The 14,356-nt window shown below is 58.1% G+C and carries 2 protein-coding genes and 3 pseudogenes; all 5 read left to right on the top strand.

The window, feature by feature from the left end:
- Positions 1-67 precede the first annotated feature (67 nt).
- Positions 68-5,335 (top strand): beta-ketoacyl synthase N-terminal-like domain-containing protein, encoded by a 5,268-nt coding sequence (locus tag HB780_RS13510; protein WP_435693888.1) that lies wholly within the window; start codon positions 68-70, stop codon positions 5,333-5,335.
- Positions 5,305-8,508, top strand: coding sequence for an SDR family NAD(P)-dependent oxidoreductase (locus HB780_RS13520; RefSeq protein ID WP_435693865.1), 3,204 nt, complete (start codon positions 5,305-5,307; stop codon positions 8,506-8,508). The genes HB780_RS13510 and HB780_RS13520 overlap by 31 nt, the downstream gene beginning before the upstream one ends.
- Positions 8,490-10,295 (top strand): annotated as a pseudogene (locus HB780_RS33510) (beta-ketoacyl synthase N-terminal-like domain-containing protein); the annotation flags it as partial. The gene HB780_RS13520 and the pseudogene HB780_RS33510, both read left to right, overlap by 19 nt.
- Positions 10,296-11,246: 951 nt before the next feature.
- Positions 11,247-11,996, top strand: a pseudogene (locus HB780_RS33515) (KR domain-containing protein); the annotation flags it as partial.
- A gap of 493 nt (positions 11,997-12,489) precedes the next feature.
- A pseudogene (locus HB780_RS13530) lies at positions 12,490-14,339 on the top strand (beta-ketoacyl synthase N-terminal-like domain-containing protein); the annotation flags it as partial.
- Positions 14,340-14,356: the final 17 nt, after the last annotated feature.

Consider the following 14,356-nt stretch of genomic DNA (forward strand, 5'->3'; position numbering starts at 1 on the left):
ACGCCGCTCCGTCCGTCAAGGCCATGCGTCGGTCCAGGGTGGAACGCAGCAACAGGAGCCTATCGCCATTATCGGGATGGCGGGTCGTTTTCCCGATGCTGACACGGTCGATGAATTATGGATGCTCCTGTCCGATGGCAGGAACGCCATCATGGACATTCCTGAAACCCGCTGGAACTGGCGCGATTACTTTATCGCTCCCGGCGACCCCGACAATAAAATCACCACCAACCGGGGCGGTTTCATCCGGGATATCGAGCGGTTCGACGCGCTGTTCTTCGATATTTCTCCCCGAGAGGCGCAGGACATGGACCCCGCGCAGCAATTGCTGCTGATGGAATCCTATCGGGCGATCGAGGATGCCGGTCTGTCGCCGCAATCGATCAGGGGATCGAGAACGGCCGTCTTCGTCGGGATGGAAGAAAGCCAGCACGAGATGCTCAACGGGTGGCGCGGGATCACCACCGGCGGTGCCGCCATGATCGCTTCGCGTCTTTCCTATTTTCTGGATCTGCACGGCCCGGCGATTGTTACCAACACGGCTTGCTCGTCCGGGCTGGTCGCCCTGCACCAGGCGGCCATGAGCCTGCGTCAGGGCGAATGTGATACGGCTCTGGTCGCAAGCGTCGCGCTGACGTTGTCGCCCTACAGCTATATCACCATGAGTCGCGCCGGCATGCTGTCGCCCGAGGGGCAGTGCCGCAGCTTTGCCGCGAATGCCGATGGCATCGGGGTTGGAGAAGCGGTCGTCGTGCTGGTGCTGAAACCGCTGGCCGCGGCCGTTGCGGAAGGAAACCCGATTCATGGTGTCCTGAAAGCCAGCGGCATCAATTTCGACGGCAAGACCAATGGCGTCACTGCCCCCAACGGCAAGATGCAGGCTGAGCTCATCGAGCGGATCTACACGGACCACAAGATCGATATCAATGACATCGGGCATATCGTTGCTCACGGGACGGGAACTAAGCTCGGAGATCCGGTCGAGGTCAATGCTCTGCATGACGCGTTCAAAAAACTGCGCGACCGACAGCCAGATCTGAAAAGCGAGCGCAGCAACTGCGCCATCACGAGTTGCAAAGCCAATCTGGGCCATACGATGGCCGCCTCCGGCCTGGTCAGCCTCGTCAGCCTGCTGCAAAGTATCCGCCATCAACAAATTCCGGCCAGCCTGCATTGCGAGGAAGAAAACCCTCATTTCAACCGGACAGATGTTTCCCTCTATGTCAACCGGTCGAGGCGGAAATGGCAGCGCACGGCGGGCAAGCCCCGGATCGGTGCCGTCAGCGCCTTTGGTCGCAGCGGCACCAATGCCCATGTAGTGATCGAGGAATATCTGCCCGCCGAAAATATCTTGGAATCCGGCTCTTGGCGCAGCCAGCACACCGAGGTGGCCATCGCCTTGTCGGCGCGTACGGCGGATCAGTTGCGGCAGAAGGTTCGTGATCTGCTGCGTTTGACCGACCGGTTGGGAGCAGGAGGCGATGACGGAAACGAAATGAGGCTGACGGATGTGGCTTACACCCTGCAAACCGGCAGGGACGCCATGGCCTATCGTCTGGGTTTCATCGTCGGCTCGTTCGGTGAGCTGCAGGTAAAACTGCGCGCCTATCTTGATGATGCGCAGGACATTGGAAACCTCTTCCGAGGGGACGCCAAACCCGATCCGCAATATGTCAGGGCCCTTGCTCGCGACAAGGACAGGATGGCAGCCGCAAAGGAATGGCTTGTCGCCAAAAGATTGCCGGAACTGCTGGGCTTGTGGGTCAAGGGGTTCGATGTGGACTGGCAGCGGCTTTACGGGGACGATCGGCCAAGGCGCGTTAGCCTGCCCGCCTATCCATTCGTGGGAGAGGCATACAGGCTGCGGAATGTCCCAGAGAGCCGCGCATACGCAACTCGAGGGGCCGAGCAGGATGATGCGTTCGGTCGTAGCAAAGCGATCATGCCGTCACCGTCAGGTAAATCGGCCGTGGCTTCCGGCCAACCCCCACTGGTGGTCATTGGCGGGGCGGGGCTGTTCGGTCTCTGCATGGGTGTGTTCCTGAAGAAGGCCAATATCCCCTTCAGGATCATCGAGAAGAATGAGGATGTCGGCGGCGTCTGGTTCGTCAATCGCTGGCCCGGATGCGGCTGCGATATCCCCATGCTCGCCTATGCCTATTCGTTTGAGCACTTCACCGGCGACATCTGGGCCAAGCAGCCCGATATCCTGAAATATCTGCAAGGGATCGCCCGAAAATACGACCTCTACTCACATATCTCGTTCAACACAAAAATCAGGGAAGCCAGCTGGCAGGAAGAGGCGGGGCAATGGCTGCTGACGTCCGAGAATGAAGAAACGATAGCGGCCAAATATTATATTCATGCGGCGAACGAAGGTCAGGGGCATGTTGGCAACATCCCGAACATTCCGGGGATGGACGAATTCCAAGGCTTCCTGATGCATGCGCTGGATTGCCGTGCGGACGACTGGGATTTCGCCGGCAAGCGGATTGCCATCATCGGCAACGGCACGACGCAAATTCAGCTTGTGGAAACACTACAGCCCGTTGCTGAAAGGCTGGTCGTCTACGCCCGCTCGCCCAAATACATCTATCCCAGAGCGACTTATGGCAGGAAAACCCAGGAAAAGCTCGGCAGCGACTATCAATTCTGGCTGAAGCATCGGGGTGAATATCTGGCCGGAGCGGATGAGTTCTACGCCATTTCCAATGATCCGGTTCAGATCAATCCTTTTCATCCCGACACGCAGGTCGAGCGATATTTTTCCCGCGACATGAATGACGACTGGCGCTCGTTTTATCAGTGGTTGCGCGAGATCGACATGGTGCCGGACTATTCGCCCGGATGCAGCAGGCCCTGCATGTCGCACACCTATCACCACCAGATCCGGGCCGACAATGTCGAGCTGAAAACCGTGCCCGCCGCCCGAATTACCGCCACCGGTATCGAGACGGAAAAAGATGCGGAAGCATTCGATATCATCCTGCTGGCGACCGGCTACGATCTGCACGATTTCAAACCGAGGATCACGATCCGGGGACGAAACCGGCTGGAGCTGAACGAGTATTTCGGGGACTTCCCCAAAAGCCATGCCGGCATTGCCGTCTCTCACTTTCCCAATTTCTTCCTGGCTTCAGGGCCGAACTCGGGCACCAATGCGACCTCGATCACGGCGATATATGAGCATAGCTGCGAGAACTTCCTGGAGATCATCCGCTACTGCGAAGCCAACCATGTGACGTCGGTTGAGGCCAAGGAAGCGGAGGCCGAAAAATTCGTGGCGTTCGTCAGGGAGCGAAATCAGTTGGGATCGTTCTCAAGCGGATGTTCGTCCTGGTATCAGACCAAACAGGGTGAGAATGTCGCGGTTTTCCCCGGTACGTTCGAGGAATTGAAGCAGTGGCGAACGTTCAATCCGGAGCAGTATCATTTCGAATATGCGGACAATGGTTTGGCGCGAGACATCGCCGGATATTCTGCCCGTCAGCCGGCGCTAGAATCCCGTTCTCCCACCGCTGAACCGATCCCGCAGCCAACATTGGAAATGCCAGAAGACAGGCGAGGCCGCCGCGAACGGCTGGATTCCCCCGCCGTCACCGAGCAGATGATGGCCGATCATGTGCAAGGGATCATCACGGAGAAATTGTCCGCCGCGCTGGAAATCGATCCGGATCTCATCGACTACGATGCATCCTTTGCCGACTACGGTATCGACTCGATCCTGGGCGCGGAACTCGTCCAATCCGTCAATGCCATCCTCGAGGTGAAGCTCGAAACCAATCATCTATTTGATTACGGCTCTGTCAAGAAGCTCAGTGGCCATGTGTTGTCTGTCTGGGGCGCAGCGGTCAGAGCGCGGTTGACAGAAACTCGGTACACGGCCGAGCAAATGAAGGCCAAGGATATACCGGCGCCGGCAGGCGAGGTGGTGGATCTGAAGCGTCCGGCCCTTAGCGCCGTCTCCATGCCCACGCCGGATCGCACACATGGTTTCGGTCACGATCCCATTGCCATCATCGGGATGAGCGGTCGTTTTGCAGATTCGGAGTCTCTGGACTCATTCTGGCAAAATCTCAGAGACGGCAAGGATCTGGTCAAGGAGATCTCCCGCTGGGACAAAACCGAATGCATCAGCCCCGGCAGTACGGAAACCACCTATTGCAGCCGGGGCAGCTTCGTCGAGTCCGTCGATCTGTTCGATCCGGCTTTCTTCCGGATTTCGCCGCTGGAAGCCATGTATATGGACCCGCAGCAGCGCATATTCCTGGAGGAGTGCTGGACGGCTCTGGAATATGCCGGTTATGCCGGGAAAGGCATGGATAAGAAACGCTGCGGTGTTTTTGCCGGCTGCAGCCGTTCGGAGTATGCCCAGTTCTTTTCGGAGGAGCCGCCTGCGCAAGCTTTCTGGGGCAATGCCCCATCGATAATTCCGGCCCGGATCGCCTATTATCTCAACCTTCTGGGGCCAGCGATTTCGGTCGATACGGCTTGTTCCAGTTCTCTGGTTTCGATTCATCTCGCCTGCCAGAGCCTTTGGTCACGGGAAACCGATATGTCCCTGGCCGGGGGCGTGTTTCTACAGCTGAAGCCCGACTATCATCAGGTCACCAATCGCGCCGGCATGCTTTCTCTTGAAGGCAAATGCCGTGCTTTTGACGCCGGAGCCAATGGCTTCGTACCGGGAGAAGGTGTCGGTGTGGTTGTCCTGAAGCGCTTGCAGGACGCGTTGGAGGACGGCGATACCATCCATGGCGTGATCGCCGGCAGCGGAATGAACCAGGACGGCAGCACCAACGGGATTACCGCCCCGAGTGCGCAATCGCAGCAGCGCCTCGAACTCTCCGTCTATGAGCAATTTCAGATCAATCCCGAAACCATCCAGCTCGTTGAAGCGCATGGGACCGGTACTCCAATGGGTGACCCGGTCGAATTCAAGGCCTTAACCGATGCGTTCCGGCACTATACCGACAAGACGCAATATTGCGCGATCGGTTCGGTCAAAGCCAATATCGGCCATGCCACTTTGGCGGCCGGTATCGCCAGCGTTCTGAAAGTGCTGATGGCTCTGAAACACCGCCAGATTCCGGCGCTGCTGCATTTTCAGGAAGCAAACCCCGCCATCGACTTCCCGTCCAGTCCATTTTATCCCTGCACGGAGTTGTCGGACTGGCATGTGGCCGACGATCAGCGTCGCCGCGCCGCGATCAGCTCTTTCGGTATTAGCGGCACCAATGCCCATATGGTGATTGAAGAGATGCCGGAGGCGCGTCCCGCGCCATCGAATCCCCCGGTTATCTGGTGGTGCTTTCCGCGCGAACCGCAGAACAGCTAAAACAACAGGTTGGAAATCTGCTGGCGTTCTGCAAGCAGACGCCGGACCTGTCGATGAACGACGTGAGCCACACACTGTTTGTCGGTCGCATGCATCTCAGCCATCGCTTTGCCTGCATCGCGCGCAGCCAGGCGGAGCTGCTTCAGCTGCTGGAGCAATGGCTGACAACGACAGGAAAAGCTGCCAGGGACAGCCGCGTCTATTCCTCTGTCCTCCCGGAAGGCAAGATTCGCGAACAGGGATCGCTGAAAAAATACGGAAACCTGTGCATTCAGGAATGCAAGCATACCGCTGGCGATGTTCGTTATCTGGAACATCTCGCCACGATCGCGGAACTCTATGTCCAGGGATATGAACTGGATTTCCAGGAGCTGTTTGCACGGGGATCGAAGCGAATTCCGTTGCCGACCTATCCTTTCGCAAGGGAGCGGCATTGGGTCGATGCGGCGGCGGAGCCTCGTCCAGTGAGAACCGGATTGCTGACCGAGGTCCTGCATCCGCTATTACACCGGAATACCTCCGATCTGGCGCAGCAGCGTTACAGCTCCGTCTTCAGCGGCGAGGAATTCTTCCTAAAAGATCATCAGATCAACGGACAAAAAATCCTGCCGGCCGTGGCATATCTGGAAATGGTGCGCGCCGCCGTCACGCGAGCCTTGCCTGATCGGCCTGAAGCCGCCGTTCTGGAATTGTTGGATATCGTCTGGGTGAAGCCCTTGACGGTTGCGGCAAGCAAACAGGTTTCGATCGATCTGTCCGTCATGCCGTCTCCGGACGGCCAGGACCTTGTCGGCTACGAAGTCTACAGCCTGGAGGGGGAGGAGAGGATCCTCCACAGCCAGGGAAAAGCCGCGCTCGGCCATCGGACGGAGTCGTCCTCGCTGGATATCCGGCAACTGCAAACCGAGATGAAATCCACACATCTCGATGCCGCTGATATCTATTCGGCCTTTGTTGGGGCGGGTGTGAACTATGGGCCTGCCCATCGAGGGATCGCTTCCATCCAATTTGGAGATCGGCAATGCCTAGCCCGGCTGACTTTGCCTTCCAGCGTCGAAAGCGGCCGTCACGACTATGAGCTGCACCCAAGCCTGATGGATAGCGTGTTGCAGGCATCCATCAACCTGCTTGCGGACATTTCGGACGTTTCGAACCAGGTCTCGCTGCCTTTTGCCCTGGAATCCCTGCGCGTCTTGTCGTCATGCACCAGGGAGATGCTGGCCTGGGTGCGGTTCGCTAAGGGAAGCGAAGCCAAGGACAAGGTGGCGAAACTCGACATCGATCTGATGGATCAGGATGGACAGCTTTGTGTGCAGATCCAGGGACTTTCCTTCAGGGCCCTCGGTGCCGGATTGAATGCCGGCGAGGCGTCCAGACGGGCGGGGAGCCTGCTCGCGGTGCCGGCCTGGGAGCCGCGCCCGGTGCCGGCTGGCAAGGAGTCCCTGGATGATCACCATGTCATTCTCTGCGAAATGCCTGCTATCGACCTCGCTGATCTTGAGGCGAGACTGTCTCGCAGCCGCTGCAGGCAGCTTCAGACCACAGACGGCAGTGATGTGGCGGAGCGTTATAGCCAGCATGCGCTGGCCTGCTTTGAACAGGTTCAGAGCATCCTCAAAGGCAAACCCCGTGGCAAAGTCCTGCTTCAGATTGTCGTCCCCGATCACCCCATGCAGACAGTGTTTGCCGGCCTGTCCGGACTGCTGAAAACGGCGGGGCTGGAAAATCCGCTGTTATCGGGCCAAGTGGTCATCGTCGATCCCAAGATCGGTACCGAACATCTGGCGGATCGGCTGTGCGAAAACCAGGCTGCGCCGTCCGGCACAGTCGTCCGCTATCGGGACGGCACCCGAGATGTGCTGCGCTGGCAGGAGATACAGCCGGCACAGACGGACAGCCGTGTCGTATTCCAGGATCAGGGTGTCTATCTGATCGTTGGTGGACTGGGCGGCCTGGGTGCAATCTTCACCCGGGAAATTCTCAAGCAAGTCCCGAATGCCCATGTCATTCTGACCGGGCGCTCTGCGCTGACGGAGGAGCGGAGGATCAGGCTCGAGGCCCTGTCTTCTCGAAAGGACGCAATCGACTACAGGCAGCTGGACGTTTGCGATGCGGAGCAGGTGACTGCTTTGATCGCGGCCATTCGGGACCGGTACAAACGCCTGAACGGTATTCTTCATTGCGCCGGAATGATTGCCGATCAGTTCATCCTGAACAAGACGGCGGGGGAGTTCCGCCAGGTTCTGGCACCGAAAGTGACGGGCACATGGAACCTCGACCGGGCGAGCCTGCACCTCGATCTGGATTTCCTGGTGCTGTTTTCTTCTCAGGCATCCGCGATGGGCAGTATGGGCCAGGCCGATTATGCCGTAGCCAATGGTTTTCTGGATCAGTTTGCCGCTTACCGGAACACGCTCGTAGCCGATAAGGAAAGACGCGGGCAGACCCTGTCCATCAACTGGCCGCTTTGGCAGGACGGCGGGATGATGGTGGATCCGGTAATTCAGCAGCGGATCCGCGAGAATACCGGCATGCATCCCATGCAGACCGATATTGGATTGCTTTCATTCTACCAGAGCCTGGGTTCGGGCAATGCGCAGGTCGGGGTGATGGAAGGCGATCTGCCGCAGATCCGTCAGCTGCTGTTCAATGAGGAGACGCCATCTCAGTCGGCGCCCGCAGAAGAGGCGCGGACACCAGCGGCACCAGCACCGTCGACGCTACCGGTACCCGACAGCCTGCTGGAAAAAACCCAGGACTTCCTGGCCAAGCAGCTGTCGACGCTATTGAAGCTGCCCGCCTCTCGCATTGATCCGCAGGCGCCGCTGGAGCAATACGGCATCGATTCGATCCTGACAGTCAATCTGACCAATCAGTTGGAGAAAACCTTCGGAGCTTTGTCGAAGACGCTGCTGTTCGAATATCAGACCATTCGCGAGTTGGCCGAATATTTTACAGCCTCGCATGCCGATAAACTGGCAGGCCTGTTCGCACCCGCGGATCGTCAGCCGGCTGAGAAACAGAACGAGAGCCGCACGGCGGCAGCTCCCATCTCTGATGTTCAAAAAGAACGGCGCCGCTGTCGGGCAGGCGTCCGCTGCAACACAATGCACCGGCTGCGATCACGCCGCCTCGAGCTGTTGCCGACGAGCCGATTGCCATCATCGGCTTGAGCGGCCGCTATCCGCAGGCTTTTAATATCGATGAATACTGGCAAAACCTGCGTGATGGGAAAGACTGCATTACGGAGGTGCCCAAAGAGCGCTGGGACTGGCGGGATTATTTCAGCGACGATCGTAGTCAAACCGGAAACCACTTCAGCAAATGGGGCGGGTTTATCGAGGGCGTCGACGAGTTCGATCCCTTCTTCTTCAACATGTCGCCTAGGGAAGCCGAATATACGGACCCCCAGGAACGGTTGTTCCTGCAGCATGCCTGGATGGCGGTGGAAGACGCAGGCTATACGCGGGCCGGTCTGCAAATCGCCGACGAGCAGAATCTGGCGGGACAGGTTGGTGTCTATGTCGGCGTGATGTATGGCGAATATCAGCTCTTCGGAGCCGAAGCGAGCTTGCGCGGAAATCGCATGGGCTTTGCGGTCAGCCTGGCCAGCATCGCCAACCGAGTTTCCTATGTGCTCAACCTTCATGGTCCCAGTATGACGCTGGATACCATGTGTTCTTCTTCGCTGACGGCAATCCATCTGGCTTGCCAGGATTTGAAGCTGGGGCGAACCAGCCTTGCGATCGCAGGCGGCGTGAATACCACCGTTCATCCCAACAAATATCTGATGCTCAGCGCCGGACAATTTATCTCCAGCGAAGGGCGGTGCCAAAGCTTCGGGGTGGGCGGTGACGGCTATATCCCTGCCGAAGGCGTCGGCGTGGTGGTGCTCAAGCGCTTGTCCGAAGCGCAAAGGGATCAAGATCATATTTACGGTGTCATCAAGGGCAGCGCTCTTAATCATGGCGGGAAAACCAACGGCTACACGGTGCCCAATCCGCAGGCGCAAACCGCCTCGATCCGTCGCGCATTGGCGGAATCCGGCACCGATCCGCGGCATATCAGCTACATAGAAGCGCACGGCACCGGCACGAAGCTCGGCGATCCCATCGAGATTGCCGGACTGACGAAGGCATTTGGCCAGTATACGAAGGATACCGGATTTTGCTTCGTCGGTTCCGCCAAATCCAATATCGGCCATGGCGAGTCAGCGGCGGGCATTGCGGGACTGACAAAAGTTCTGCTGCAGATGAAACATCAGAAGATCGCCCCGTCTCTGCATTCGGCAGTATTGAACCCGAATATCGATTTCGACCGGACGCCGTTCGTCGTCAATCAATCGCTGAGAGATTGGGAGAACCCGGTGATCGATGGCCAGTCGATACCGAGAATCGCCGGGATATCGTCGTTTGGCGCAGGCGGCTCCAACGCGCACCTCATTCTGGAGGAATATCTGGACGGCGGACGGGACAGCCGAGAGACGAGCGCATCACTTGGTGCGCCGAGCGTCATCGTGCTGTCGGCAAAGAATGAACGGCGTCTGCGGGAAATGGCTGAAAATCTTCAGTCCTTTGTCGCTGAAAATCCGACGCTGGCGCTGTCTGACGTGGCCTATACGCTCCAGGTCGGCAGGGAGGCCATGGAGGAGCGTCTGGGCATTCTGGTCAGCTCTGCCGAACAGCTGTCGGAGAAGCTCGGGGCCTGGCTGGCCGGTGAGCAGGATCTGGACGATCTCTGGCAAGGGCAGGCGAAGAGGAACGACGAGACCATCGCATTGTTCTCCGGCGATGCCGATCTGCAGGAAACCATCGACCGGTGGATCGCGCAGCGGAAGTATCCGAAGCTGCTTGACCTGTGGGTGAAGGGCCTCAACCCGGACTGGAACAAGCTGTATGGCGATGACAGGCCCTATCGCATTAGTTTGCCGGCTTATCCTTTTGCCCGCGACCGTTACTGGACGCCCGAAGGCAACGTCAGCTCCTCCGGGAGTGGTCAACCATCCGGACATGGCAGTCTGCTGTCAAAGCTACAGCAGTCAATGACGCTCAAACCATCGCCGATAGTCGAGCAAACGACAGTTTTGCGACCTGATGGCTCCGACGACCTGTCCTGGGATCAACTCACCTACCGTCCGGTATGGAATGAACTACCGGCCTCTCGGTCTGTCCGGCAGGACCGGACGCTCAAACGTATTTTGCTCGTGCATGGAGAATCCATCCTTCAGGTCGAGAAAGATATTCTGGCTGAGTGCCGGAGAAAACATCCCGACGCAAACGTAACGCAGATCCGTCTCGGTCAAACTACACGGCGCATTTCGGATACGGAATGGTCTTGTGACGTCGATGATCCCGAGGGTTTTCATCTGTGCCTCAAGGGTGAGCCGACGCCCGATTGCGTCTTCTTTGTTGCGGCCGCTCCGAAAACGCAGCCGTCCGCAGACGGCAATCTGCAGATCCAGCATTCGGCCGTTAATGAAATCCAGTTGTTGCGCCTGGTGAAAACACTGCAACAGCACAATGAGGCAGGCACGGTGACGGACTGCTTTATCCTGACTCTGGACAATCATCAGCCTGACGATACGCAAAACGAGCCTGACGGGGGTGGCCTGACGGGGCTGGCCTATGCGATCGCTCAGGGAGACCGCCGCTTTCTGGTCAGAAATGTCGACCTGTCGCGCAGCGACCTTGCGGACGACGAGACACGTAAGGCCGCATTGAAGTTGATGCTCGACGAGTTGCCGTCCGACCGTGGAACGGCGGTCAAAATCAAGTCGGGTCGCCGTTATCAGCAGTCCTTCCTGAAATGGCAGTGGGACGCGGAAAGCAAGTCGCCGGGGTTGAGAGACGGCGGGGTCTATCTGATTGCCGGCGGTTCGGGAACCGTCGGTCAGATCATCACCCGTCACTTGATCGAGCGGTATCGTGCCAAAGTGGTGTGGTTGGGCCGCAGTGCGGAAAGTGATCCGTCCCTACAGAAGAAGCTGGCACGCTTTCAGGAGCTGGGGACCACCCCCTGGTACGTTCAGGCGGACGTGACCCAGGCGGATTCGCTGAGGCAAGCCATCGATAAAGTGAAACAGAAATATCCAGTCCTCAACGGCGCGATCTTTTCCAGCCTGGTGTTTCATCCCGAGAATTCGGTCGCCGGAACGACCGAACAGGAGTTCGCGGATATTCTGGACGTCAAGATTACCGGCAGTCGTCATTTCCACGCTGCGCTGGAAAACGAGCCGCTGGACTTCCTTTGCTACTTCTCATCGGTCCAGTCCTTTTCCTTCCTGTCTGCAAAGGACAGTGTTGGCTACGCAACCGGAATTACCTTTGCCGATGCTGCAGCCAGATCGCAGCGTCATCGAAGCCGCTTTCCGGTAGGCATCATCAACTGGGGATACTGGGAGGCGACCGTCAAGGGGACGCCGCTCGAGGCTCCGTTATCCGCGAGGTTCGGTCTGATCCAGGATCAGGTCGGTACGCAATTCTTCGACCGATTTGTCAGCCAATTGCAAAAGGGCGGCGCTAGCCAACTGCTCTGCATGCCCGCGTCACAGCCCCTACAGGAAATGATGGGTCTGAGGGAGAACGAGGTCAGCTATCTCTCGTCTCATGCGAACCCATCGCTCTTTGCCCGTTTGAAGGAAGAATATTATGAGCAAGCTTAAAGCGGATATTCTCTCAAAGCCGAATCCCTTCGAGGAACTGGATCAATGGATATCGAAACGCTTGTTCCTGCAGATCCGCCGGCTCGGTGTTTTCACCGAGCCGGCCACCTCATCGGGTTCGGTTGAGGATCTGCGCGCAAAGGCAGGGGTGCTGGACAAATATGCCCGCTGGTGGAAGGAATGCTGCCTGGAAATCCTGGAGCAGCATGGCTATGTGCGCCACGAGCACGGCCAGGTCCGGCTATCCGACCACAGGTCTTTCGACAGCATCGAGTCCGAGCAGGCATTTCAGGCATCGTGGGATGCGCGCAAGGCTGCTTATCTTCAGGACCCGCAAAGCCGGGCGGTTGTCCAACTGATCGATGACTGCCTGCAACATCTGCCGGACATTCTGCGCGGTGTCGTTCTGGCAACGGATGTCATTTTCCCCAACTCGTCGCTGGAAAAAGTTGAAAGCATATACAAGCACAACGAGCGGGCAGACTATTTCAATATGCAGGTTGCCGAAACGGCAAAAGCCTATCTTGCCTTGCTGGTGGCCCAGCGGCCTGAAGGCGGTATCCGTATTATCGAGATCGGGGCGGGCACCGGCGGCACCGCGGCTATCGTTCTTCCCCATATCGCCGCGTTTCAATCCCATATCCGGGAGTACTGCTATACCGATATTTCCAATGCTTTCCTGGTTCATGGCAAGACGCAGTATGGAACAAATTACCCGTTCCTGACGTGCAAGCTTTGGAACGTCGAAGAGCCCCCCGCACAACAGAACATTGATCTGGGGGCGTACGACATTGTGATCGCCACCAATGTGCTGCATGCCACAAAGAACATCAGGGAGACTCTTCGCAACGCCAAGGCGGCGATGAAGAAAAACGGCATCCTGCTGCTAAACGAGCTCACCGAGAAATCGATCTTCGGCACGCTGACATTTGGTCTTCTGGACGGATGGTGGCGCTATGAAGACGAGGCGTTGCGCATCCACGGTTCGCCGCTGCTTGCTGTCGAAAGCTGGCAGTCTGTTTTTCGCCAGGAGGGCTTCGGTTCGGTCTTTATTCCCGAACCGGACGCCGGTCGGCTGGGACAGCAGGTACTGGTCGCCGAGAGCGACGGGGTCATTCGGCAAAGGGTGATGACGCGATCGGAGGAAGGCGCGGCAAACGTGCGTCCGCCCGTTGCCAAGGTCCAACCGCAGCGACAGCCCGTGCCGGCGAAGGCCACAGAAAATCCCGTTTCGGCTGCGGTCTCCGGAACGGATGTCGAAGCCTATGTACTGAGCGCTCTGGCCGAAGCGCTGAAAGTGTCGGGGGACAGCATCAAAAAGGATGTGCCCTTCGCCGATTACGGCGTTGACTCGATACTGGGTGTGAACTTCGTCAACCGGCTTAAGGACGTATTGGCGATCGAGCTCAATACAGCGATCATCTTCGACTATTCGACGGTCGATCGCCTGACGAAATACATCCTGCAAAACCACCAGAATGAGATTGCGGAGCGACTGAGGCAGGCCTCGGCGGAAACGGCCGATGCAGATGACAGCGAAGCTGTCGACGATACTCAGAACGACATGGATCATGCGGCGCCCACAACGCCTCCCCAACCTTTTGTGCCGCCATCCTCGAATGACCAGGAAGGGCGAGCGCCGGAACCGGATGCTTCGCAGGCAGGGCCGGTCCGGAATGCTCCGGTCACGCGCGATGACATTGCGATCATCGGGATAGCGGGACAATTTCCCGAGGCCGAAGATGTCGAAAGCTTCTGGCAGAATCTCATCGACGGTCATGACGGTGTCATTGAGCTGCCGGAGGAGTATCTCGATCGGCAGCGGTATTTCAGCGAGACCAGGCAGCCGGGCAAGACCTATTGCCAGTGGGGCGGCGTTCTGAAGGACCGAGCCTCTTTCGATCCGCTGTTTTTCTCTCTTTCGCCCCGCGAAGCGGAATCGATGAACCCGCATCAGCGCCTGATCCTGCAGGAAAGCTGGAAAGGGTTGGAAGATGCCGGATACAACCCGAAAACTCTGTCGGATCTGCAGGTTGGCATTTTTGTCGGCGCCGAGCCCGTGCGATATGCGGCGAGCAATTTTACCGGCGCCTCGGAGGCCATCGTCGCCTCCCGCCTTTCATACTACCTGAACCTGAAAGGCCCGGCGCTTGCCGTCAATACCGGCTGCTCATCCTCAGGCGTTGCCATTCATCTGGCCTGCGAGAGCCTGCGCAATCATGAAACGGACATGGCGCTGGCGGGTGGCGTGCATGCGGCGCTCGACCGCCTGGCGCTCGTCAGCACATCCGAGATCGAAATGCTCTCCCCCGAGGGCGCTGCCATAGTCTGGATGCGTCCGGTGACGGCACGGTGTTGTC

The organism is Rhizobium lusitanum (assembly GCF_014189535.1).
Lineage (GTDB): Bacteria > Pseudomonadota > Alphaproteobacteria > Rhizobiales > Rhizobiaceae > Rhizobium > Rhizobium lusitanum_C.